The organism is Sinorhizobium sp. B11 (assembly GCA_039725955.1).
Taxonomy (GTDB): Bacteria; Pseudomonadota; Alphaproteobacteria; order Rhizobiales; family Rhizobiaceae; genus Rhizobium.
The window spans coordinates 854,747-879,502 of the sequence record CP091033.1 but is presented as its reverse complement, the minus strand read 5'-3'; the positions used below and the strand labels follow the sequence as shown (position 1 = coordinate 879,502).

General features: G+C 58.2%; 20 protein-coding genes. 5 read left to right on the top strand and 15 right to left on the bottom strand.

Going from position 1 to position 24,756, the window contains the following annotated elements; all coding sequences use genetic code 11:
• From LVY75_03985 to LVY75_03950, 8 genes are all read right to left on the bottom strand, one after another.
• Positions 1-2,361: a SpoIIE family protein phosphatase gene (locus LVY75_03985; GenBank protein XAZ21122.1), complete on the bottom strand. Its 2,361-nt coding sequence runs from the start codon at positions 2,359-2,361 to the stop codon at positions 1-3.
• The gene (locus tag LVY75_03980) at positions 2,358-3,527 is read right to left on the bottom strand and encodes a class I SAM-dependent methyltransferase (protein XAZ21121.1); all 1,170 of its coding nucleotides are present in this window, start codon (positions 3,525-3,527) and stop codon (positions 2,358-2,360) included. The genes LVY75_03985 and LVY75_03980 overlap by 4 nt, the downstream gene beginning before the upstream one ends.
• Positions 3,524-4,036, bottom strand: coding sequence for a hypothetical protein (locus tag LVY75_03975; protein XAZ21120.1), 513 nt, complete (start codon positions 4,034-4,036; stop codon positions 3,524-3,526). Before LVY75_03975 ends, LVY75_03980 begins: the two co-directional genes overlap by 4 nt.
• Before the next feature lie 62 nt (positions 4,037-4,098).
• On the bottom strand, positions 4,099-5,751 hold the full coding sequence (locus tag LVY75_03970) for a bifunctional diguanylate cyclase/phosphodiesterase (protein ID XAZ21119.1): 1,653 nt from the start codon (positions 5,749-5,751) through the stop codon (positions 4,099-4,101).
• Positions 5,752-6,154: 403 nt separating this feature from the next.
• Positions 6,155-6,427 (bottom strand): transposase, encoded by a 273-nt coding sequence (locus tag LVY75_03965; GenBank protein ID XAZ21118.1) that lies wholly within the window; start codon positions 6,425-6,427, stop codon positions 6,155-6,157.
• Positions 6,428-6,433: 6 nt separating this feature from the next.
• Positions 6,434-7,879 (bottom strand): HlyD family type I secretion periplasmic adaptor subunit, encoded by a 1,446-nt coding sequence (locus LVY75_03960; protein XAZ21117.1) that lies wholly within the window; start codon positions 7,877-7,879, stop codon positions 6,434-6,436.
• A 14-nt stretch (positions 7,880-7,893) separates the two neighbouring features.
• The gene (locus tag LVY75_03955; protein XAZ21116.1) at positions 7,894-9,609 is read right to left on the bottom strand and encodes a type I secretion system permease/ATPase; all 1,716 of its coding nucleotides are present in this window, start codon (positions 9,607-9,609) and stop codon (positions 7,894-7,896) included.
• 104 nt (positions 9,610-9,713) lie between these two features.
• Entirely contained in the window at positions 9,714-10,286 is a 573-nt protein-coding gene (locus LVY75_03950) for a PE-PGRS family protein (protein ID XAZ21115.1), read from the bottom strand.
• A gap of 625 nt (positions 10,287-10,911) precedes the next feature.
• On the opposite strand from LVY75_03950, the gene LVY75_03945 reads away from it, so the two are divergent.
• Positions 10,912-11,997, top strand: coding sequence for a hypothetical protein (locus tag LVY75_03945; protein XAZ21114.1), 1,086 nt, complete (start codon positions 10,912-10,914; stop codon positions 11,995-11,997).
• A gap of 777 nt (positions 11,998-12,774) precedes the next feature.
• Complete coding sequence (locus tag LVY75_03940) at positions 12,775-13,482, top strand: response regulator transcription factor (GenBank protein XAZ21319.1); 708 nt, start codon at positions 12,775-12,777, stop codon at positions 13,480-13,482.
• A 113-nt stretch (positions 13,483-13,595) separates the two neighbouring features.
• Here LVY75_03940 and LVY75_03935 read toward each other — a convergent pair whose 3' ends face one another.
• The 5 genes from LVY75_03935 to LVY75_03915 form a co-directional block, all read right to left on the bottom strand.
• Positions 13,596-14,798: an MFS transporter gene (locus tag LVY75_03935; GenBank protein XAZ21113.1), complete on the bottom strand. Its 1,203-nt coding sequence runs from the start codon at positions 14,796-14,798 to the stop codon at positions 13,596-13,598.
• 238 nt (positions 14,799-15,036) lie between these two features.
• Positions 15,037-16,953 carry a beta-N-acetylhexosaminidase gene (locus LVY75_03930; GenBank protein ID XAZ21112.1) on the bottom strand — a complete coding sequence of 639 codons (1,917 nt, stop codon included), beginning with the start codon at positions 16,951-16,953 and terminating at the stop codon, positions 15,037-15,039.
• Positions 16,954-16,983: 30 nt separating this feature from the next.
• Complete coding sequence (locus LVY75_03925; GenBank protein ID XAZ21111.1) at positions 16,984-17,760, bottom strand: SDR family oxidoreductase; 777 nt, start codon at positions 17,758-17,760, stop codon at positions 16,984-16,986.
• Between the two features lie 19 nt (positions 17,761-17,779).
• Entirely contained in the window at positions 17,780-18,643 is an 864-nt protein-coding gene (locus LVY75_03920; protein ID XAZ21110.1) for a MurR/RpiR family transcriptional regulator, read from the bottom strand.
• Between the two features lie 25 nt (positions 18,644-18,668).
• On the bottom strand, positions 18,669-19,055 hold the full coding sequence (locus LVY75_03915) for a RidA family protein (protein ID XAZ21109.1): 387 nt from the start codon (positions 19,053-19,055) through the stop codon (positions 18,669-18,671).
• A 111-nt stretch (positions 19,056-19,166) separates the two neighbouring features.
• Here LVY75_03915 and LVY75_03910 point away from each other — a divergent pair, with 111 nt between their 5' ends.
• From LVY75_03910 to LVY75_03900, 3 genes are read left to right on the top strand one after another with little or no spacing between them, the layout of a single operon-like run.
• Positions 19,167-19,652: a hypothetical protein gene (locus LVY75_03910; GenBank protein ID XAZ21108.1), complete on the top strand. Its 486-nt coding sequence runs from the start codon at positions 19,167-19,169 to the stop codon at positions 19,650-19,652.
• 29 nt (positions 19,653-19,681) lie between these two features.
• Positions 19,682-21,157 (top strand): M81 family metallopeptidase, encoded by a 1,476-nt coding sequence (locus LVY75_03905; protein ID XAZ21107.1) that lies wholly within the window; start codon positions 19,682-19,684, stop codon positions 21,155-21,157.
• Between the two features lies 1 nt (position 21,158).
• Positions 21,159-22,259: a D-TA family PLP-dependent enzyme gene (locus LVY75_03900; GenBank protein ID XAZ21106.1), complete on the top strand. Its 1,101-nt coding sequence runs from the start codon at positions 21,159-21,161 to the stop codon at positions 22,257-22,259.
• Between the two features lie 16 nt (positions 22,260-22,275).
• Here LVY75_03900 and ugpC read toward each other — a convergent pair whose 3' ends face one another.
• Positions 22,276-23,409 carry a sn-glycerol-3-phosphate ABC transporter ATP-binding protein UgpC gene (gene ugpC / locus LVY75_03895; GenBank protein ID XAZ21105.1) on the bottom strand — a complete coding sequence of 378 codons (1,134 nt, stop codon included), beginning with the start codon at positions 23,407-23,409 and terminating at the stop codon, positions 22,276-22,278.
• Positions 23,410-23,495: 86 nt separating this feature from the next.
• Complete coding sequence (locus LVY75_03890) at positions 23,496-24,701, bottom strand: ABC transporter substrate-binding protein (GenBank protein ID XAZ21318.1); 1,206 nt, start codon at positions 24,699-24,701, stop codon at positions 23,496-23,498.
• Positions 24,702-24,756 lie beyond the last annotated feature (55 nt).

Here is a 24,756-nt window from a genome sequence, read left to right as displayed (position 1 = left end):
TCACCTGTGTCGTACTGCGAGAAGTGTGATGTCGTCATGGATCTTATGTGACCCGATAAAGTGCATTAATGCCGCCACGATTCCGGAGACGACTTTGTCGGCACTTTCGTTCTTGACGCGAAGTGCCTCGTGGCACAGACGTTCAATGCCAAACAGTTCTCCAGCATCGTTCTCGGCCTCCGTCACGCCGTCTGTGTGGAGAAGAATGAGGTCGCCCTTCTCGAACGTTATCCTGCGCGTCTTGATGAACTCGGAAATGTCGGCCTGCAGCCCGATCGGTATTCCCAGATCCATCGTATCAATACGCTCGATCTCACCGTTCGTCCGTATAACGATCACCTCTTCGTGCTGGCCGGACAGGATCATTTCTTTTCCATCGTAATCAAGGAACGCCAAAGTGAGGTGCTTGTCGATCTTGGTTCTCACGATATTCTTGAAAAGCGCACTATTAAGGTCGGTGAGAAATTTGACTGCATCGGCATTGCCTGCCTCCTGCAGCGCGCGGGCGACCGACTGAACCATTAACATCAAGACTCCGCTTTCGAGCCCGTGCCCGGCGACGTCGCCAATGCCGATTTTCAGGCGATGGCCGCTTTTCAAAACATCGTAATAGTCGCCACCGACCTCCTCGGCGGGTCTCATATATGCCGCTATTTCCAGCGCCTGCACTTCGTCGAGCTCCTGATGCAACGGCAGCACCATCAGCTGGATTCTCTCGGCGACGGCCAGTTCCGTCCCAAGCCGTCGATTTTCTCGCTGAAGCTGAGCGTTCAACGTGGAAATCTCTTCCTTTGCATCCTCGATCTGCGCCGTTCGCTCCTCGACGAGTTGCTCGAGATTTTCGGTGTGAAAGCTGATCTCTTCGGCCATCCTGTTGAATGCTTCCCCGGCCTCGCCAACCTCGTCTCTGCTGGTGATGGCAACCCGTACCGAGTAATCCTTCGTCTGGATCCTTCTCGCGGCATCGGCGAGAGCACTGATACCGCTCGTTATTCGCTTTGATGCTGCAAGCACCGCGATGGTGACGATTGCCAGCGACATCGCGATTGCCAGGATCTGATAGAGCACGATGCGGTTCGTGGCCTCGGAAATCTTGGCTTGCGCCGCATACAGGGAAGCGTCGATTTCCCGCTCGGGGACGACCAGGACGAGGGACATCGCCTCTTGACGGACCGGGCCGCTGGACCAGAGATTGGTCGCAGGGAGTTTCTTCACGATCACGATGTAGGGAACTTTTTGCCCGTTTCGTTCCAACAACAGGTGTTGGATGCCCTGTTCGCGGTCCAGGGCCATTTTCGCAATTTCGGGCTGTGAACTTCCCTTCAATGACCGCTCCAGCCCAGTCACGCCTGTTCCGCTCGCATCGCTCGCGGATCGCAGGCCTAGAGTTTCCTCGCCTGTATGGTTGATCGCGACGACGTTTCCGTCGGACATTGCGAGAAGACCAAACCCGGATTGGGCCACTTTAACGTTTTCAACGGTCTGCGCGAGTTGGTCGAGCGTGATGTCCGCGCCAGCGGCGCCGGCGACGTCCTTCCTGTCGGCTGTCCATAGGGGATGAAAGAAACTCACGATGAGCTTCCCGGTAATCGCATCGGTATATGGCGCTGTCTGCGTGATATCCTCTGCGACCGGCCGCGAATTCATATTGGCGGCCCAGCCCTGCCAAGACTCGTAGAGCCCGGGAAAAAAGAAGTGCCAGAAATTTTCATTGTTGTGACCGGGATAGAGACGATCGAAAGTCTGGGCTTGGTCCGTATATGGTGCGGTTCTGAAAATCGGCCTTTCCTTCGGGCCAATGTAATACATCTGGAGCTTGGAAGAACCGTGCTGCAGCAAACTCGGCGCTACGATGTCGAGAACCGCACTCGTCTGGATGTCGGCTTCGACATCAGGTCTGGGACTGTGGTCGGGCCTCAGCAGGTAGCCCCAGACACTCACAACGGAGACCGAGCCCGGAGCGTTTTGAGACCAGTTGCCCTTCTGGTCATAAGCGAGGTTCACGGCGCCGGGAGAGGTTCGGGCGATTGCTGCGCCGACGTCGGAATTGCGCTGCGGATTGTCGATTTGTGCCTGAAGCACGCCAGCCAACTCGCCAACATCGCTGTGGACCTGCCGAAACAACAAACTGACCTGGGCAGCGGTGGAGTCGGCATATGTCACGATATATTCCTGGCTTGCCGCCTCGAGTCCTTGCCCGACCTCCAGCGTCGCGTCGCGTGAAAGCCGTTGCACATTCCAGAGTGCCAATCCTCCGCTCACCAGCAGATCGAACAGGACTGCTCCGCCGACGACCAATATGAACTTTGCACGGAACGAGCCCAGCTTTATCGGTCTTTTCGAAAATCTCCCGCCCATCATGCTGGCTTTCGGCCGGACGCCGCCCAGATCGGCCAGCCCGCATAGCCTTTCGGATGAAGGGCCGCGAAAACGTGGTCTTTAAACCCCTGCCTGAACCTGCGAATGAACTCCGGCGTATCCCCCCGCCGGACAGCCATCTGGCCTGCATAGACGTTTTCCCAGGCTTCGATGATGTCGGCGAAGTCCTGGGGATCGCCGTCGAGGTTCGTTACCATGAAAGCATCGACCTTGATCGCGTCAAAGCCGGCGTCGGCAAGCAGGTGGCGGCTTTTCGGCCCCATCTCGACATCCATGTCGAAGTAGCTGAACAATTTGGCGACTTCTTCATATGTCCACCTGATCGTTTCCGCATGCGGCTCACCCAGGCAATGAGAGTTTTTCTCGTTGGTAATATAGACGCGACCGCCGGGCTTGCAGATGCGATAGAGCTCGCGCAGCAGCATCTCCGGACGATCGAAAATCTGGAGGGAATGCCGGCACGTCACAAAGTCGAATTGATTGTCCCGAAGCAGCATCTGGGACGCGTCGCCATAAGTGTATTCAATTTCTTTCAAATCGAAGTCCGCAGCCACTCTCCGGGCGTATTCCAGGCTGCGCACCGAGTGATCGAGCGCAACAAGGCGGGACGGCTTGAATTCCCGTTGAACCAAGGCTGCGAAATCACCAATCCCGCAGCAGATGTCCGCAACAGCGAGACCGCTACGCAGACCGTGACGAGGCAATAGTTCCTTCTCATGCCTCCATGTCATTTTGGTCTGAGTACGGAGAATGGGAATGAACGCCTCGTCCTCCACGAAGCTCTGACCCGGATAAAATGCCGAGTCATAAACCGCCACTGTCAAGTTGGCGTGGTGTTTTGCCAGCTTTTCAAAAACCGGGGTCGACCATTCCATCACGCTTGAGGTTACAATGACGATCTTCCGCTCCGGCCTCGTCCGGCAGCTTTCCGCAAGGATATCTGCCAGGGCCGAAAAGGCGGTCATGTTGATATGCGTCAGACGTTTGACATTGAGGTAGACGACCCCGCTGTACCTCTCCAGACTTTGCTGCACCAGCGACAGGGCATCGGCAATTTCTGCAGCACGTTCTGGCCGTATCTTGCCGGACAGGACCACCTCCTGGTTTGTCGGGTCAAAAAGAACCGAGAAGGGCGCTGCGTGGTTCATCGAAAATCCTCGGCCAAGGGAAAATCCGCGACGATCTTCGTGCTCCGCACACCGTCCGTCTCGATCCGGATCGCTGTGCGAAATATTGTAGCCAAATCTTCTAGCAGCGCCGTCGTGCCGGCCGTGGACACCTTGCCGTCTCCTGCTTCAACGACGAGGTCAGGCCGGGCCTCGATCAATCTCGTCTCTGTGTGACGGCCACCGGACATATCCTGATACGGGAGTTCAATTGTCAGGCGATTTGTCGTTGCGTTTCGATGGAGGCTGAAACTCATCAAACCTGATTGACCCGACCAGCGGAAAGCAAGCTCAACAAGTTCGTTCGCCGCGACCGAAAGAAAATTCGAATATCGGGCGGGATCGCTCTGGCCCTGGCCAAGGATATCAGCGAGATATTCGGTAATTCTGTCGCAAAATCTCCATTCGGATTTCACCAGCGCGACGTCCATTTCCAGCGACAGCATGAGGGCGAATGGATGGTGATCGATGCTTGATGCTATCTCTTCCAATACATCCTCCGTTGTATCTGGATGGCGCTTGCCGTCCTTGAAACGCGCCGCAACGCTCGCACTCACGATGTTGCGCGGCTTTGAGATGTTGTCGTCCGATGGATAAATTCGCTGATCGCCGCGATCGGCAGCGGTCTGCTGACCAAATAGCCTTGCAGCCTGTCACATCCCGCTTTGCGCAACCATTCCGCCTGCTGTTCCGTCTCAACCCCCTCGGCGGTTACGCGCATGTGGAGGCCATGAGCGAGCTCAACGACACAGCGGACGATTGCCTGGCTTTTGAAATCGCTCTCGAGATCCGTGATGAAATACCGATCGATTTTTATCGTGTCGAAAGGGAATGTCTTTAGATAACTGAGGGATGAATACTCTGTCCCGAAGTCGTCGAGGGCGATTCTGATGCCGAGCACATTGAGAGTATTGAGGGTGTCGATGTTGTTGACGGTTCGCTCGAGCAGAACGCTTTCGGTTATTTCGAGCTCAAGGCGATCCGATGGAAATCCGACAAGATCCAGCGTTTGAGAAATCCGATCGGTAAGGCCATTTGTCAGGAATTCAGCCGCCGATACATTGACGGCGACGATGTAGTTCTGGGGCCAGTTCATCGCTTCCCGGCAGGCCTGTTCCAAAACCCATGCACCTATTTCCGGCATCAAGCCATCTGCTTCGGCCATCGGAATGAAGGTGCTTGGAGGAATACTTCCGAGCAAGGGGTGGTGCCACCTCAGAAGCGCTTCGAAACCGACGATGGTACTGGCCTCCACGATCGGTTGGTATTCCATCGAGAATTGGTGTTTTGCCAAGGCCATTCGAAGGCTGCGGCGCAGCAGTTCGCGCTGCTCCAGCAATTCAAGCATTGAAGGATCAAACGATTTTGCGCGACCGCGACCTTCTTTCTTCGCCGCGTAGAGTGCGACGTCGGATGCCTTCATAAGTTGCTCGGGACTGGCGCCATCCGGTGGGGCGGTCGAGACACCAACGCTGCTACCGACAAACACCGCGATGCCATCGATAGTGAAGGGTTTTTGAAATTCCGAAACAATGGCTTCCGCCAGTTGGTGACCCTTGAGCGGATGTCCCGGGCCCATGGAGATGACCATGAATTCGTCACCCGCGAGGCGATAGGCCCTGTCGTCTTCCGCAAGGCATCCTTGAATACGGCTGGCAGCAAGTTGAAGAAGCTTGTCCCCGGCCGGATGCCCCAGCGTGTCGTTCACGGGCTTGAAGTCGTCGAGGTCAAGCTGCATCAGAGACAAGGTCTCGCCGGAGGCAATTATTTCCGTCAACGACGTTGCGAGATCCTCGCCAAACTGGCGTCGATTGGGCAGGCCCGTCAACGGATCATGGGTGGCCAGATGCAGTAGGGTTGCCCGTTCGTCATCAAGGCGATCGCCGGATCGAACAACGGCGTACATATTGCCGATCTGAAAGATGGTCAGTCGTTGCGAACCAGGTTTGCTGACATTGACCGATAATCGCAGGGATTGGACGCCTTCGCCCATTGACTGGAGTGCCTGAGTGGTTGCCGATTTGTCCAGCTCAGGAAAATGCTCCCACAGCGACATCGCGGGTGTAAGCGCGGCGGGCAGTTCATCGCCCGGCAAATTTCCAATCGGATTGAAATCGCGGTCAAAGAACAAAAGCCTATCGATCGGACTCGAGGCATGTTCCTGTCTATTTTCAGGAGCCGTGCCTGCGGCACGAGCTTTACGCATGTCTGAGCTCTCCATGGTCGAATTTCCCTGAGAACGATCACCGCAACTGAACGCCGCCACAATATATGTATGAATTTTCTAATTTAGGTAGCGATGATTAAAAATGTTCAAATCTCCTTCCACGCGAACAACACAACCTTCGGCAGGCGTGTCAATCGCCGTGCCGTCCTCAATATATATCTAAAAGTGTAGCTGTGCGAGAGAGCTAAGTGCGTAGTCTCAGAATATGGAGTGGCGTCATCGACGCTGAGCCGTAGGAAAGGGGATGTAGTGGTCTCGTTCTGGTCCGCCGCCGTCCCGAGGAGGAGATTGAAACGGGATTTCCGCTAGCATAGATCGGCTGGCAAGCGGGATCTTGGACCGCACCAATAGGGTAAGCAAGGCCTCTGTCTAGAAGTTAACTTCAACTTCTCGAGGTCTTGGCCAGCATCTCGCTCAGCGTTGCTGCCGAGAGCATGGCTTCCGCCAAAAGCTTCTTGAGCTTCTGGTTCTCTTCCTCCAGCGCTCGCATTTTTTTGGCGTAGAGACTGACATTACCGAATTGCAGGGACTGCCACCGATAGAAGGTCGGCTCGCTGATACCATACCTGTGGCAGACATCCGCTACCGTAACCCCGGCCTGGTGTTCCTTCAGAATGCCCGTAATCTGGTCGTCATCGAATTTTCTCTTGCCCATCACCGGTCAGTCCTCGCGAAATGCTCTGTTGAAACTGTCGAGGAGTGGTCTGACGGCATAGAGCGCCACGCTGCTTTGGCCCGTTTCTATCAGTGTCTGTGCGGGCATGCCGGCGACCAGTTCGACATTTCTCATTTTCGCCAGCCGCTCGTCCGTTACACGGATCGTTGCGGCAAAATAGGGCTGGCCGCTCTGCTGATCGATGAGACGGTCGGCCGATACATATTCGACACGACCTTTCAGGAGCGGGACGCGCCGCTGATTGTAGGGAAGGAGGTGAACCTGTGCCTCGAGCCCCGCACGGACGAGGTTCATGTCTTCCGGTCTGACGTGGACGGACACGATGAGGCGATCGGAGCGCGGCAGGAGATCGACGAGCGGTTCGCCCGCGCCGACCACGCCACCGGCCGTGTGGATGCGCAGGTTCATGATCGTTCCATCTTCTGGAGCCCGGATATCTGTTCTTGCAAGCTGGTCGTCGATCGCCCGCAAGCGCTCGCGCAATTGCATGATCCGGCTTTCCGTATCGCGCATGCCCTGGGCGACTTCGCTCAACCGGTCGCTCTCAAGCTTTGCGATATCGGCCTGGGACTCGCTGATCACCTGGTATGCGCGAGAGATCTGCGCCTCGACCTGCCCCTCCTGGCCATCGAGATCTGCCTTTTCCCGCTGGAGGTTGAGAAGCCTGCTCTTTTTTTCCAGTCCCTTGGCGTTGAGGGTCGTAACCTGATCCATCTCCTCGCTCGAGATTGCGGTTCTGCCGGCCAGTGCCGCCTTCTGCGCGCCAAGTCCGGCGATTTCCTGCCGCACCTGCGCGATCTTTTCATTGGCGATCTGGATTTCCGCCTGCATGACCCGGCGGCGGGCTTCGAAGATTTTCTGCTGCCCGGTCAGGATTGCGCCAACCGAGGGATATCTCTCCATTGCTGCCCCGAGATCCCCGGGATAGGTGACATGGTCGGCGCCCGTCTGTTCCGCGAGCAGGCGCGCACGGCTTCCTTCGGCGTCCCAAAGTTGCCCTTGAATGCTGTCGCGCTCCGAGCGGAACTTGGTATCGTCGAGCTCTATCACGATCTGCCCGCCCATGACCGCATCGCCGTTTTTGACGAGGATCCGCCGCACGATCCCGCCTTCCAAATGCTGAATGGTCTTGCGGCTGGTTTCCGGTTCGATAACCCCGGATGCAACCGCAGCGCTTTTCAGCGGCGCCAGAACCGACCAGATACCCAATCCGACGATGAAGACCAGGATCAAAAGGTTGCCCGTCCAGACAACGCCTCTGAGCCCGGGCATGGGCGAGGGCGGCGCGGGCCCGCGCTGTTTCGGATCGATGATCGGGAAGGAGCCTGCCTGTCGCCTGGCTGGCGCTGTCGATCGGTGAGCCAACCGCAAACCCGTCTTCGACAGGTCTGAAAATCTCGCCAGCGCTGCGTCCAACTGAACAAAGGTCACGGCCGCATCCTTCCCTATGTTCCTGTTCGAGATGGTGGCTGAAGATAGGTATCGTAGATACGGTCGCTGTCGCCGAAGGCAGCCACCGTCCCGTTGCGCATGATGGCAATCTTGTTGGTGACCGGCAGGATCCCCATCCGGTGCGTTATGACGATGACGGTCATCCCTCGGGATTTCATGCGCTCGATCGCCGTGAACAGCATGCGTTCGCCTTCATAATCCAGGCTCGAATTCGGATCGTCGAGAACGACGAGAGATGGATTTCCATAGGCTGCGCGCGCCAGTCCCAGCTGTTGGCGCTGAGCCCGAAGGAGCAGGTTTCCCCCTTCGCCGATATCGGTCTCGTAGCCCCGGGGAAGCCGCATGATCGCTTCGTGCAATCCGACCAGCTTTGCGGCGTCGATCGCCTTGCCGGGATCTCCTCCGTCCAGCCGACCGATCACATCCTTGATCGCTCCGCCGAAGAGTTCGATGTCCTGGGGCAGGTATCCGACATGGCGGGTTCCCCCGCAAAGGCGCAGGGTCGAGATATCCACGCCGCCGAGAAGAACACATCCGCTCGTGGCCGGCACGACGCCGGCTATGACGCGACCGAGCGTTGATTTTCCCGATCCCGACGGACCAATCAGCGCTACGCAATCGCCAGGTGCCAGGCGCAGGGTGATCCCGGTCAATATCGGCCGATCGGCGAATGGCCTGACATAGCTGACATTATCGAGCACAAGGCCGTTAGGCTCCGGAACCGGCACTATTCTCCCATCGTGTTCCGAGGCAACTGTTATCAGCATTCTGTTCAAGCGATTGAAGGCATTGCGCGCAAACGTGAAGGAGCGCCATGCCCCGATTGCGCCCTCGATTGGCGCAAGCCCGCGCCCGAGCAGCAGGCTCGCAACGAAGATGATGCCGGGACTGCCGCTGTTTACGAGCACCAGCCATGTCGCCGATCCCATCATTAGGATCTGCGCGAGCGTGCGGATCGATTTGGAGAAACCAAGAATGATTTCTGTCCGATGCATCGCGACGTCCAGCGCCTTTCTTCCCATTTCTGCATCGCGATAGACGATCTGTGCAGCGCCATCCTGCATGCCCATCGCCCTGATCACCTCGATGTTCTTGAGGGCGGTCGCAAATCGGATATAGCTGCTCGAAAGCGCAAAATTGGCCTGGGTAAGCGGCTCTTTCGTCGCCACTTCCGTCAGGAACGCAAACAGCAGAAGTGCAACTGCGCTCAGAAGACCGATGGTCCCGAGCAGCGGATGAACGAGAAAGAGCAGCAGCAGGAATACTGGCGCCCAGGGAACGTCGAAAAAGAGGGAACTGGCCGGTGAATCGAGAAACTGGCGCAATGCGGCCAGGTCCCGGTAGCACTCCGTGGCGGCTCCCGTATCGGCAAGAGTGGCATATTCGAATGATGCGGTGAGCACCATGGGCCGCAGCCTGTGGTCCAGCCAGCTGCCGATGCGCGAAAGAGCTGCCCTGCGCACGATATCCAGCATCGACCCGACCAGGACGGCAACGGCGATGATCAGAGTCAGCATCAGCAGTGTGTCGGCGCTCCGGCTCGACAAGACCCTGTCATAGATCTGCAAGAGATAGATGGAAGGCGCAAGAAGAAAGAGATTGTATCCGCAGCTATAGAGGAAGACCAACCCGAAGGCCCCGGCGCAAGCTCGGAGCGCAACAACGAGGTGGGTCTGCGGGCGCAATGGTTTTATGGAAATCGTTGCCATTATCAGATCTCGCTGCATTTGATACTGACACGAAGAGGCTGCTTGCCGGTTCAGCAATACAGGAGGGTCGCCAGCCGAAGCCGGCGACCCTCAGAGCATTGAGTTCACGAGCCGAGATGGCTGACGTCGATATGGCCGAAGGCGTTTATGAAATGATCGAGAGCATTGTTCACCGTCGTCGTTTCGGGATTTGTGTGAACCACTGCTGACGAGATGTCCCCGCCGAGAGCGTTGTTACCGTTGCCGCCGTTGCCGCCGACGCCTGCCAGGATGGTGGCATGCTGATCGGCCACGAGCTGGGTATACTGTGTTGCAGTCGTAGCCGCATTCACCGTAGCCGTATCGCCGCCGCTCGTGTTTCCTTGGCTGCCGTTGGAAGTAGCCGCTCCCCCTGCGCCGCCGGCGCCGCTGGTGAGCGATGCCAGGAAGCCGTTCTGGGCCTGGCTGAAACCGCCGGGTCCACCGCCGCCAGCGTCCCAATCTGCCCCCTGCCAAACGTGATCGCCGTTGTGCAGATGGGTATCTGCCCCGTAGACCGTTTGAACGGGATCTACATAAGCAACCGGGTTGTAGTCGATATTGCCATGGTTGATGCCATCGCCGCCGTTGCCGGCATTTGCGTCACCCGCATCAGGGTTGTGGAGATAGATCGTGTCAGACAATTGTGGAATAGGCATTGATATCACTCCTTCTACTTCGTTTACTTCGTTTCGTCCGAGTTCCTTCTACGGCTTTTCCCTACGGTGTGGGTATTCAGGAAGCCACCGCCAGCCAATACAACCGCGTGCAAATATTGCCTGCGATTTAAACTTTAAACTATCTAGATATTCGGAGACGTTCTTTTGGATGTATACTTATATTCTGCGCGACGTTATTTGGTGTGAACTTGGTCACATGGCGGGAGATGGTATTGTTATGATCATGTCTGTGTCCTCCCGCTTTTCGAGGCACAGGCCATCAGAAGGAGCCGGCTCTGTTGCAGGGTTCTCATCAGGCTGCGCCCCGCAAATGCGCCCTTTTCCCGCGCTGAGAGACTCTCATGAGCGGCGGCGCGAGCGCAGTGCAGGATGCCGGGCCTCCAACCGGAAGGCGGATCCGACGCTGGCAAACTCGCTTAACGAGCGCCGCCTCCATCACAGCCAAATGGCTACAGAACCAGCCGATGGGATGTAGCCGAATTGCAGGCTCCGCTTTTCGTCCGTTCAGATGCACAATACCTGAGCAATCCAGGGCCTGAACAATTCAGCCTGCATCCGCTGCACGCTCGTTGGCCGTGCGGTTGTCCGCGGAATGGAGACGGTAATGACGGAAACTCGTCCCTTATCGGAAGACCTGCCCAAGTCGGGCTCCGATCAAAACCTCGCCCCCAACGTGGCCGCGGGGCATCTGGCATTGGTGCCGACCTGGCTTCCATTGGATGTCGCCTCCGGTCCAGGCTATAGCTCAGCCGGCGGCGGCGGTGATGGAATAAGCGACGGCGTGATCAGCAGCAATGCATTGGCCGTCTTCATGCCGTCCAATGCCGCTATTACAGGACCGCATTCGAGTGCCGAGGCCTTCCAGGGCAATGATGCGCTCATCAATCAGCATCCCACCGAAATGGCCGGGATAGGCGGGAATGGCGGAAGCGGCAACGTTGCCATCGGCAGCGGCGAGGGCGCCAGTCATGCCGGCAGCGGCGGCATGGGGCTCTTCTACGGCGGGCTCGTCAGCACCGAAACCGCGCTCTTTGTTCCCGTCAACACGGCCGTGGCGGCAGGCCCCGGCGGGGAGGCTCACGCCCTGCAAACGAACAACGCACTTTTCCTGCAGGGCGCAACCCAGATCGGCGGTATGGGCGGCTCGGGCGGAGACCATAATGCTGCGGGCCATGACTCGCTGAGCCCGGGAACGTCACTGACATTGAACGGCGACTTTTATGCGGGCCACGGCGGCAATGGATATTTCGTCGGCAGCATGGTCGACATAAGTATTGCCATATTCTCTCCGATCAACATCGCCATCGGCGCCGCAGGCGGCTCGGCTGAGGCTCATCAGACAAACAATGTCATTTTCGATCAGGGCGCCATGCAGATCGCCGGCATCGGCGGCAATGGCGGTGGCTTCAACCTGTCGTCGGACACGATCTTCACCGGCAACCATGCGGGCGGAGGCGGCGGGACCGGATCGTCGACCGGCAGCATGGTCGACGTCAATTTCGGCTATTTCCATCCCATCAACATTGCCGTTCCCGCCGGCGGGACGGCGGACGCGCAACAGGTCGATCATGTTCTCTATGACCAGCATGCGCTCCAGATGGCTGGCATCGGGGGGCATAGCGGAGAGGGCAACCTCACGGACGCACATTCGGCTCTCGTAGACGACATTCTAGGCTTCATGCATAGCTAGCGTATTCCCACTAGTATTGCGGAGGCCAACTTCACGAGATGCTTCTGCTAGCCATATGTTGAACCGCTTCCTCCGCCCAGCCTTCGTCTCCCGGGCCGGCATGGCACGAAACAGCCGCGTCGGTGAGGGGCGCCACCTCCCACGATGACCTTACCCGCATTGTCATGTATTTCGGCCCCCCTGAGGCCGCTGCCTCCGGTTGGCCTTTGCCGGTTCTGACGCAGCGCTGCCTGTGTGAAAACGCTGAATTCCGGTATCGGCGCGTTCAATGGCCCCTAGTTATTCAGTAATCATAACGGGTTACCGGCGATCTACGGCTTTTGTCGCTTTTTGCGCTGGTCGTCTTGCTGTCGAAGTCTACGGCTATTTTGAACCGAGATATGGGATCAAGGCCGGGCCGATCGGCAGCTCGTTCTATCAAACGGCTCTTTCCCGAATGGATCCATAACAGATCGCCTGCTTTTTCAGTGCCTTTTGCAAGTTTGTTGACGCGCTTTCCATACGTGAATTCGGCTAAAACTGGAAGGTGTGCAGCGCCAAGTCGATTCAACGCTCCTCTTAGATAAGCTTTCAAAACTGTTCTACATGTCTAGTTTTCTCTCGCCCGTATCTCATAGACTATAAGAATTATCATGAGAGATCAGACTATTGTTATCGAGAATACACTCGTTTTTTCTCATGACATGAAGCGAGAACAGGAATAATGTGAGCGGCTGTTGGGTTGCAAATCTTCTGGGGAGCACGAAAGTGTCCGACAGTGCTAAAACTAAGCGCCGTATGGGGCGCAATGCACCAACTGTGATCATAATCGAACATTCTACACTGGCACGCACCACCGTGGTGAAACTGCTTGAGCATGAGCTCGCCGGGTGGAACTTTATCGATTTGATCTCGACTGAGAGTCTCGACAGGGCTCTTGGAGCTGAGGTGCGTTTGATTGCATTGGATTTGGCCGGCAGAAGCATTGAGAGCATCAGCCTGCGTGATGACCTTGCGGCAATTGCTGCACGTTTTCCTGAGGCTCCTGTCACGTTGCTCTCAAGTACGGATGACGTCTTCATAGCCCGTCAGGCGCTCACGATGGGTATCCGTGGCCTCTTCTCGACTTCACTCGGTATTGACATTGCTCTTGCCGGTCTCCGTCTTGTACTGGCAGGAGGAACATTTTTCCCGCAGCTGCTGGGAGCCGTTACGAACGGCCCGCAGCAGTATATTCCGGCCAGGAACGAGGCCGAGAAAAGCCTGGATGACAGGATGCAGTATCTGGCGATTGCCGATTTCACCCCCCGCGAGGCGGATGTGCTGGCAGAGTTGCAAAGTGGCTGCTCGAACAAGGTCATTGCGGGAAAGCTCAATTTGTCGGGGCATACGGTGAAGATGCATCTGCAGCACATAATGCGCAAGCTGCAGGCACAGAACCGCACCGAGGTGGTTGCTCGCCTGGTTCAAAGAGCCGCCGGCGGGCATGACGTCGCCCCGAGTTAGGCGATATTCCCGTAGCGGGGATATTCAGCTGCCTGTCCGGACATTGGTTCCAAGAGCGGGAACTCTGTCATCGCTGCTTGCACCAACAGCGCGGTGCCAATGGGTTCCAGCCTTCAGCCTGAGCGTCGGCGGCGGTCGAGGAACAGCAGCCAGGCCGTCCCGGCAAGCCCAGAGAAAGCGCCGACGACAGCCGTGCCGGAATAGCTGGTGATAGCGGTTCCGGCCGCAAAGAGCACGGCGCTCAGTCCGGCGCTGAGGAAGATGTTGACCGAGATCAGCGCGCTGCCAAGACCTGGCCGCTCAGCTATCAGATCCTGAAGATAGGTGATCGGGACGGAGATCAGCGAGGCTGCGCCTATGCCGCTGATGATGGTGAGGGCGTAGACATGCCAGGGTTGATCGGCAAAAGCCAGAAGCATCAGATAGATCGCATAGATCAATGCTCCAACGGCAAGAGCTGTGAGCTGGCTGACAATGCGCAGCATGCGTGACCATACGATAATGAAGACCACTTCCAGGAGTGCGACGATCCCCACGAGAATGCCGATATCGGCGACCGTGCCGTGGGCGGCACCGGTGACGACGAGGGGAAATATTGCGTCGTTGACATGCAGCGTGCTGCTGATCAGCGCGATCGCCATTACCCGACTGAATATCTTCGGAGAGATCACCTGGCCGAGAGCGGCGAGATAGGAGAGATGGTGCGTGGCAGCTCGGTCGGTGCCGCTTTGCCGCGGCAGCAGGATACCGATGAGGCCGACACAGACCAGACAGGATATGCAGGCAAACAGATAGGCCGGCAACATGGACGGCGAGGAGGAGAGCAGAACGCCCGTAAACCCCGGAACGAGCACCCAGGAAAGCGAAATCATCGCCCGTGTCCCGGAATTGACGGTCGCAATCTCGCCAGGCGCCATTCCTCTGGCTGCCGCGCGCACATTGGCAAAGAGCAACGAGTTCAGCGATCCATAGACCGGCAGCAGCAGGAGAGCGCTGAGAACAAAGATTTCCCGGGTCGGGAAAAAATAGACCGCACCATAACCGAGAATGCCGAATGTCGCGGCAACGAGCATCATCGTGCGGTATTCGCCGAGCCGGTCGGCAAGATTGCCGAAAAGAATGCTGACGATCACGTTGACGGCCGCTGCGGCAAAAATCAGCGCGGAGTAGACCCCGTTCGACAGGCCGAGTTCGACGATACCGACCACGGATCGATAAGGGTTTGTCGTCGCGCCGGCAAAACCGAACGTGAAGATGGCAATCATGCTCACCCGGATTGCAGGATTGCGGAAGACATCGGGGATCAGGCGGTTCATCGTCATCATCAGCAATGGTTTGGAGCGCATCTGCGAAGACGAGCAAAATTCCCGTCCTTGCAAGAATCGCCGTGGGTCAATGTCAGGCGCGCCAGCGGGGAGGGGCGCATTGGCCGTTTAGCCGAATTTCCTATTGAATGGAAAGGTCAGGCCGGTCGCGCCCGACATTTGCCAGGGGCAGGGGCGTCCACTGTCGGATCGATGACCGTGGCGCGCCGACTGCCTCTCGATTACCATGTTAAAGCGTTGGGCTTAGCGGCACGATCGCAGCAAACCGAGCCCAGTCCTTCGATGCCCTCGGCGTCCAGGCGGCTTCGGCAATGGCAGGCAGGCGGGGGAACACCAGCCGGTTGAAATAACCGCGCGACAGGAAGTGCTCCGACCAGATGCAGGCCTGGACGCCTTTCAGCTTGTGCTTCAATTCCTCGGGGAATTCGCCCGCAGCTTCATAGGCATATGTGTGAGCCGGCGGCACGGTGCCTGCCCAGCTCGCACCCGGTTCCTGGAAGGCTTCCGCCTGTACCATGTCGAGATAATAGGCCTGGCCCGGCGTCATGACGACATCATAACCCTGTTCGGCAAGCTCGATACCGACCTGCGGATTTTCCCAGGCCATCAGCAGGCTGTCCTTCGCGGCAACTCCGCCGCCATGAGCGACCTCGTTCCAGCCCGCAAGCTTGCGACCGCGCTTGTCAAGCATCGTCTTGATCTGCTTCAGGAAATAGGACTGAAGACCGAACGTGCCGGAAATGCCTTGTTCCGCCATCAGCTTCCTGGCAAGCGGCGAGGCGAGCCAGGAGCCGTTCGCCACTTCGTCGCCACCGATGTGGATGTAAGTCGAGGGAAAGAGTTCGACCATTTCGTCGAAGACCTTTTCCAGGAACTCGTAGGTCAGCGGCACTGCCGGGTTCAGCGCATTGTTCGGGTAGCCTTGGACGGAATGGTAGCTTTCCGGTGCCTCCTGTCCATCAGTCAGATCGGGCAGGGCAATCAGCGTCGCCGCATTGTGGCCGGGAATGTCGATCTCGGGAACCACCTCGACGTTGAGGGAGCTCGCATGCGCGACGATGTCTCTGACATCGTCCTGCGAATAGAAGCCGCCGACCGGCTCGGCTCCATTGCCGAGTTGTGGCAGCAGCGGCTCGTCCGGACCTCGCAACACGCCTGACGTCGTCAGCTGCGGATAGGCCTTGATCTCCAGCCGCCAGGCCTCGTCATCTGTCAGATGCCAGTGGAAGATGTTGAGCTTGAACCAGGCAAGAATGTCGATCAGCCGCTTGACGTCATCAACGGGATAAAACTGCCTGGAAACGTCGAGATGGCAGCCGCGCCAGCTATAGCGGGGGTGATCGGAAATCGTCCCCGAAACAGGAAAGCGGAATTTGCCCTTGGTGACGCGCGCACCGTTCAGCATCTGCGCGAGCGAGGTCAATCCGTACTGGCGCCCGGCGGAACCGGAATAGGAAAGTGTCACGCGATCGGCCGCGAACGTCAGCCGATAGGCTTCGGCGTCGAGCAAGGCGTCCTTGTTGAAGGTGAGAGCGCGGCCTTGCTGCGAGGCAACCAGATTGAAAACCGAATGATCGCTTTCGAAAAGGCGGCGCGTCAGGGAAATGCATGTTGATATCGCCGACAATTCGTCTGCGCTGGCGCCCTCTGGATAAAGGATGACCGGAAAACTATCGCCCGGCTTCGCATCGATCTCGGCCGGCCATGGCTGCAAGGCAAAGGGCAGGTCGAGCCGGCCTTCAGGCAGGAGCGCAGGCGGAGGCTCGCTCACTCGGCCTTCGAGAAGTAGATCGGAAACTGCAACCGGCACATGCTTTCCGGATGACAGCGTCAGATAGGCGGACTTGGCGCCGTCAGTGCAATGGCGCGCTGGGCGATGCAAGCCGGCGACGGTGAAGGTCCAGCTTTCACCGGCGGCGAGGGCCAACCCGGCCGGCGGCTCGAATTCGTGAAAATTGGCGTTGCGTCTCAGAAACGTGGCATTGCCGCACGCCGTGGCATCGATGACCCGGGTGAGGGAAGTGTAGACAAGCTTGAAACCGGAAAGTGCCGCGCCGGAGAGATTGAAAAGCGTGAAGGTGAACGCGCCATGCGGCCCGCCACCAGGGTTCCAGCTGCTTTCCAGGCGATAGTCGGCCGGCTTCATATCTCATTCCTCTTGTTGTCTATTTCGATTTCAATAGTGCTCGGACTGGGAAAACGTGCGGGCAAGCTCGGCCTGGCCAGCTGTCAGGCCGCAGTCGACCGGCAGGCAGACGCCAGTGATCGCTGCAGCCTGCGGCCCAGCCAGGAAGGCGACGGCATTGGCGACGTCCTTCGGATCGACCACGCGCTGCAGCGGATACCAGCGGCGGGCATCCTCGAAGACATTAGGATTGGCAGCGGCACGGACTTCCCATGCCTGCGTCTTTACCGTTCCGGGAGCAACGGCGTTCGCGCGGATGCCGAATTTTCCGTATTCGACGGCGACCAGCCGGGTGAAATGCAGAAGTCCGGCTTTGGCTGCGCTGTAAGCCGGATGGCCAAACACATTCATGCCGTTGACCGAGGCAATGTTGACCATTGAGCCTCGCGACGCCTTCAACTGGTCTTCGACAGCCCGAAAGCAGAGAAATGCCGCTTCGAGGTTGAGCGCATTGTCGGCACGCCAGATCTCCGGCGTCGTATCATGCAGGCTGACGGCGCGGGCTGCACCCGCATTGTTGACGAGGGTACGAAGACTGCCGAGCTCCGCCGCACGCCCGGCGAGAGACGCAACGCTTGTCTCGCTGGTCACGTCGCATTCGATGGGGACGAAGCGGTCGGATGGTCCAAGTTTGCTGGCAACGGCTGCTGCACTGACGAGATCGATATCCGCAAGCAGAACGACATCATGATCGACGGCCAGTCGATCGGCAATCGCCGCGCCGATATCACCTGCTGCTCCCGTCACGATGGCCACCGATTGCGTCATTGTCGCTCCCTCTTGTTGATCAGTCCCCAAGTAGCTGCTTGTCGTCGCCATCGCGGTGTGCAACCAGCTGCTGCTTGATGCGTCTCAGCGTCGTCATCGCCCTCGGTTGGATGGCATAGGCGACAAGGCTCGCCAGGATATCGACGGTTGCGATGTAAGCGATACGCGTCGATGTCGGCCGGAAGATGTTGGTCCCTTCCGGAAGATCGATCGGCACGACGATCTCGGCGGCTCTGGCGACCGGACTGTCGGATTGCGTCAGCGCAATGGTCCTGACCTTGGCCTCGCGTGCCAAAGCAAAAGCCCGCACCAGCTCGGCATTGCGGCCGGAAAAGGACGAGCCAATGATCACATCGCCAGCCTTCGCCGCCGCCGCCATCATCAGCTGCATACTGTGGTCGGAACTGGAGGTGATCCTGAGGCCAAGCCGAAAGAGCCGATTCTGCAGCTCGTCGGCAATCATCGACGAGTTGCCGCCCGATCCGAAGGCATAGATCATCTCCGCCTTGGCGATCTGCGCGACCGCAGCTTCGATCGCGGTGAGGTCCAGTGAGCGATGCAACAGGAAAAGGGCATTCTGCGCCTTGGTAATGATATCCTGAGCGACATCGGCCGGATCGCTGCTCTTTGATTCCGGCTTCAGATAACGCACGCCGACATGGGCGGTGCGGGCAAGCTGCACCTTGAAATCGGAAAAGCTGTCGCAGCCGAGGCGGCGGCAGAAACGCGTCACCGTCGGTGGCGAAACTTCCGCGCGTTCGGCAAGCTCGATGATCGAGGCATTCACCGCAAATTCGAAATCATTCACGATGATATCGGCGATACGGGCCTCGGAGGCGGAGAGCCGGCTCTTGTCTTCCTGCAATGTGGAAAAGATATCCAAGCCGGTCCTCCCGCCGATCCGTCAGTCAACTCTTTTTCTTGTAGGCAACGCAATCGATCTCGACCTTGCAATCCACCATCATGGACGATTGGACGCAGGCGCGGGCCGGCGGATGTGCGCCGAAATAATCCTGATAGATCTTGTTGAAGGTCCAGAAGTCGCGCGGATCGTCCAGCCAGACACCGACGCGCACAACATCCTCCACGCCGTATCCGGCTTCATCGAGAATGGCGAGCACGTTGGCGATCGTCTTGTGCGTCTGAGCAACGATATTGCCGTCGATGATCTCGCCGTTTTCCATCGCCACCTGGCCGGAAACATAGAGCCAGCCATCGGCTTCGACCGCGCGCGCAAAAGGCAGCGGCTTGCCGCCAGCGCCGGTCTGAACAGTGCCATATCGCTTGATGGACATGCTGGGATCCCTGCAAATTATTTTCTTGATAAGTTGACAAGGGACCATAGAAAGCAGATTTTGACCAGTGAAAAACGCCATTTATGAAAAGAATTTAAATCGGGGGCGAACATGCGTGATCCTTTCAAGAATCCTTTCCCGTCCTCCGACGCCGCACGGCACGCCATCTGGGAGATGCTCATGCCCCGCGACATCGATGCCTTTCTGGCTTCCGACTGGTCGATGGTCCAAGATGATTTCGTCGAGGAAGGCTTCATCGGCATCGATGGCCGCAAAGAGGTCAGCCCTGACAAATGGCGCCTGGCATTCCCCGCACTCAGCGCCTATCGCGACGAGTGGCTGAGACAGGCAAAGGATTTTGCGACGCAGAGCTTTGCCGAGGACACCCGCACGGCGATCTTCACCACCACGACGCTCGAAGACATCGAGATCGAGGGCGACATGGCGCTTGTCCGCAAGAAGTTCGATGGGGGTCTGACGAAGAGTGATGGCACTCGCGATATCATGCAGTGGCAGACGCTCTATTATTGCAGGCTCCACGAGGGACGGTGGAAGATCTGCGGATTTACCGGCTACCTGCCGAACCCGATGGGTTGAAGCAGGGCCGCAAAACAAGGCCAAATCACTTGCGCATTTTCACGGCAGCACTGGCGACCGAAACCAATACGTTTTCCCCGATCTGCGTGGATCGCCGCGCTTTCGAAGCCTCTCTCTATGCGCCGCCCGGCCAGCATCCGGAGACGCCCACGCTCTGCACTGCGCCGATCACCGTCGGCCGCCGCGTCGCCGCTGAAAAGGGTTGGGAACTGATTGAGGGCACCGCAGCCTGGGCCGATCCGGCCGGCCTCGTCAATCGCCAGGCCTATGAAGGGTTGCGCGATGAAATCCTCGACCAGCTCCGTGCAGCAATGCCCGTCAATGCCGTTGTGATGGGCCTGCATGGGGCGATGGTGGCTGCGGGATATGAGGACACGGAGGGCGACCTCCTGACCCGCATGCGCGACATCGTCGGGCCCGATGTCCTGATCTGCGCCGAACTCGACCCGCATAGCCATCTGACCCGGAAGCGCATCGACGCGCTGAATTTCGCCGTCTATTTCAAGGAATTCCCGCATACGGATTTTGTTGATCGCGCCGAGGATCTCTGGCGTATCGCCGTCGATGCGCTTGAGGGCAGGGTCAAGCCGGTCAATTCCGTTTTCGATTGCCGGATGATCGATGTCTTTCCGACCTCGCGCGATCCGATGCGCTCCTTCGTCGATAAGATCATGCGGATCGAGAAGGAAGATCCTGAAATCCTGTCGATCTCCGTGGTCCACGGCTTCATGGTCGGCGATGTGCCGGAGATGGGGACCAAGCTGCTTGTCGTCACCGACAACAATCCGCAAAAGGGTGCGGCTCTGGCGCGCGAGCTCGGCATGAAGCTGTTTTCCAAGCGCGGCACCTTCATGGTGCCGCAGATCGACGAAAAGGAAGCCGTCTCCCGGGCGATGGCTGCCAAAGCCTGGCCGGTCGTCATCGCCGATGTCTGGGACAATCCGGGCGGTGGGACGGCCGGCGATGCCACCGTCATTCTCGAGGAGCTTCTGGCCCGCGGTGTAGCAAGTGCTGCTGTTGGCACGATCTGGGATCCGGTCGCCGTTCAGATCTGTTTTGCCGCAGGCGAGGGGGCCGAAATCCCACTGCGCTTCGGCGCGAAATCTGCACCCGGAACCGGCAATCCTGTCGATGGCATGGTGAAGGTCGTCAAACTGGTGAAGAACGCCGAGATGCAGTTCGGCGAGAGCCTCGCACCCTTTGGCGATGCGGCGCATATCGTGCTTAATGGTATCGACATCATCCTGAACTCGACGCGGGCGCAGAGCTTCGATCCGAGCCTGTTTTCAGTAATGGGCATCGATCCGACCAAGCAGAAGATTTTGGTGATAAAATCGACCAATCATTTCTTCGCGTCCTTCTCGAAGATCGCCGCCGAAATCCTGTACTGTTCTGCAGGAACCCCTTATCCGAACAATCCGGCGACAACCAACTATCGCCGTGCACCGAAGACCATCTGGCCGATCGTGGCCGATCCTCATGGAACCGAACGCGGAGCTGCCTGAGATGCATGACAATCGGTTTGCCGTCGTCGCGAAGGCTGGAGACAGGATCGCCGATCTTTCCACGCCGCGCCCGATCATCGACGAAGACAGGCTGGCTGCTAACATATCAAGGGTTCAGTCCTACATGGACGAGCACGGGCTGAATTTCCGCCCGCATATCAAAACGCACAAGATACCCGCACTTGCAGCCGCCCAAGTCGCGGCCGGGGCCAAGGGGATCAACTGTCAGAAAGTAACGGAAGCCGAGGTCTTTGCCGACGCCGGTTTCGAAGACATCCTGATCACCTTCAATATTATAGGAGCCCCGAAGCTCGAACGGCTCGCCGCCCTGAACGATCGTATTTCCGGTCTCAAGGTCGTCGCCGACAGCCAAGTCACGGTCGACGGGCTGTCAGCACATTTTTCCGGCCGCAAACCCCTCACCGTCCTCGTTGAATGCGACACCGGCGGCGCGCGCTGCGGTGTGCAGACGCCGGAGCAGGCGGCCTCGCTAGCAAAATATATCGCTGCAGCCGACGGGCTGGTATTTGGTGGCATTCTCACCTATCCGAAGCCGCAGTCGGCCGATGCCGTCGAAGCTTTCATCCAGGCTACGTTGAAGCAATTGGCGGCAGAGGGCATCGCCTGTCCGATCGTCAGCAATGGCGGCACGCCCAGTCTCTTTCAGGCGCATCTGGTCAAATCGGCGACGGAGCACCGCGCTGGGACATATATTTATAATGACCGCCAGATGATCCGGATGGGACATTGCACGCAGGACGATTGTGCAATGCATGTCCTGGCGACTGTCGTGTCGCGGCCGAATGCAGACCGCGCCGTCATTGATGCAGGCTCGAAGGCGCTCACCTCCGATCTTCAGGGTTTTACCGATTTCGGCCTCGTCGTCGGATATCCCGAGGCGAGGATAACCAGCCTGTCGGAAGAACACGGCGTCATCGACCTTTCGGCTTGCACCGGTCAACGGCCCCAGATCGGCGAAAAGCTCTTCATCATCCCGAACCATACATGCGTGGTTTCGAACCTGTTCGATACGATGGTCTTCCATCGCAGCGGGATCGTCACGCGCGTCGAGGACGTCGCCGCGCGGGGACTCGTCTGGTAAGTGGCCAATCGGCCGCTCAGGCCGTTGCCGGAGCCAACAGGTTCATATCGATATCTGTGAGTTCGACACGACGTTCGAACGCTATGCCTTCCGCATCGAAGAAATGGCAATCGGCAGCATTGATGCCAACGGCAACCGGCGTGTCCGCACGGATGCCGACACTGCCGGGCAGCATGGCGCAGAAGTTTTCCGTTTCGCTGCCGAGTGCCGCATAGGCCACGGTGTTGGCCCCAAGCCGTTCAATAACGCTGGGTGTAACGGTCAGCGAAATTTCACCGGATCCGAGCTGGATATGCTCGGGCCGGATACCAAGCGTCATCATCTTGCCGACCATACCGTCTCGCGGCTTTACCGGCAGGGTTGCCGTCTGGCCGCGATAATCGACGGTCGCGCCTGCCTCGCTTGCGGACGTGCAGGTCACGGGCAGGAAATTCATTTTCGGATTGCCGATGAAGCCGGCAACGAACTGGTTGGCGGGCTTGTGGTAGAGCTCAAGCGGCGCGCCGGTCTGTGAAATATTGCCGGCATCCAGCACGACGATGCGGTCGGCCATTGTCATGGCTTCCACCTGGTCGTGCGTCACATAGATCATCGTCGCCTTCAGCTGCCGGTGCAGCTTGGCAAGTTCGATGCGCATGTCGGCGCGGAGGGCGGCATCAAGGTTGGAAAGAGGCTCGTCGAACAGGAAGATCTTAGGTTCGCGAACGATGGCGCGGCCGATTGCGACGCGCTGGCGCTGTCCGCCGGAGAGCATGCCGGGCTTCTGCTGCAACCGCGTTTCGAGATGCAGGATGCGTGCGGCATTCTCGACCTTGGCCTTGAGCTTTTCCTCCTCCATCCGCTCGACACGAAGAGGGAAGGCGATGTTCTCGAAAACAGTCATATGCGGATAGAGCGCGTAAGACTGGAAGACCATGGCGATGCCGCGCTTGACCGGTGGCAGGTCGTTGACCCTGACGCCATTGATGATGATGTCGCCTTTGCTCGTTGCGTCGAGACCTGCGATCATGCGCAGGAGGGTGGACTTGCCGCATCCCGAAGGCCCGACGAAGACGACGAACTCGCCGTCCCGGACATCGAGTTCGACGCCCTTGAGAACTTCGTAGTCGCCATAGAATTTTTGAACCTTGTTGAGCTGAAGCTGTCCCAAAAATCTGTCTCCGGTCCCGGCCTGAATACGCAAGAGTTTGGTCGGTGAGGATCGCAGATCGTCGACCTGCGATCCTCGACATCGGTTTACTTGAAGGCTTCGATCTCGCCGGCAGCCTTCTTCAGGGCGGCTTCAGGCTCGGCCTTACCGGTGACGACGGACTGGACCATCTCGATCATCGAGTTCTGGAAGCCCTTATAGTCGGTGAACAGCGGCTCGGGACCACCATAGCTGATGCCCTCGATGAAGGGCTTCCAGAAGGGATCCTTGGCAACGAATTCGTCGACCTTTGCAGACGGACGCAGCGGGGTGAGGCCTGCGCCGCCCTGCAGCTCGTATTCGCCCTGGATGTCAGGTGAGGTGATGTACTTGGCGAATTCTGTCGCCTTGTCCTCGACACCAGAGCCCTTGAAGATCGCAAGGCTGTCGGTGATGAGAAGAGTGCCTGCGCCCTTGGCATCCGGACCGAGCGGCAGCGTGGTGACGCCCCAGTTGATCTTCGTGTCTTTCAGGCGATAGGCGGCACCCGAGCCGGCCTGGATCATCGCGACCTTGCCATCAAGGAAGATGGCGCGGACTTCGTTCTGCTCATAGGCTGTTGGGCCTTCTTCGGCAGAGGCTGAAATATCCTTGTATGCCTTCAGCGCCGCAAGGATCTGGGGGCTGTCGAGCGTGATCTTGCCTTCGGCATCGGTGACCGCACCGTTATTGGTGTAAACCCAATGCATGAACTGGTGCATCGTGTTGTCGAAGGTCTTGGCGGAAAGACCAAAGCCCGGAATGCCGGTCTTTTCCTTGATGGTCTTTGCCATCTGGATTTCTTCAGCCCAGGTCTTCGGCGGCGTCTCGGGATCGAGGCCGGCCTGCTTGAAGAGGTCCTTGTTCCAGTAAAGTGCCTTGGTGGAGAAGGCGATCGGAACGCCCCACTGGTTGCCGTCGAAGGTGACAGTGTCGACGATATGCGGGTAATAGCCCTTCTTCTCGTCATCGGTCATCGGAACGGGAACGATGAGGTCGTTCTGTGCGAACTCCTTCAGCGTGCGTGAGCCGACATAGGCCATGGCGACCGGCGTGCCGGCGGCAGCCAGCGTCGTTGCCTTGTCCTGGCACTGCGCCCAGCCGACGACTTCCGGCGTAACTTTCCAGCCGGCGTTCTTGGATTCCCATTCCTTGATGTATTTGGTGTGGATCGGGTCGATCGTGTCGCCGCAATAGATCCAGCTGATTTCCTTGTCGGCTGCCTGGGCCGTGACCGCAGTCAACGCCGTCGAACCAAGCAGGGCGAGCGCCATAAGGCCTGTCTTGATGGTAATGCTCACGTCGTTACTCCCATTCTCGTTGTTAGCT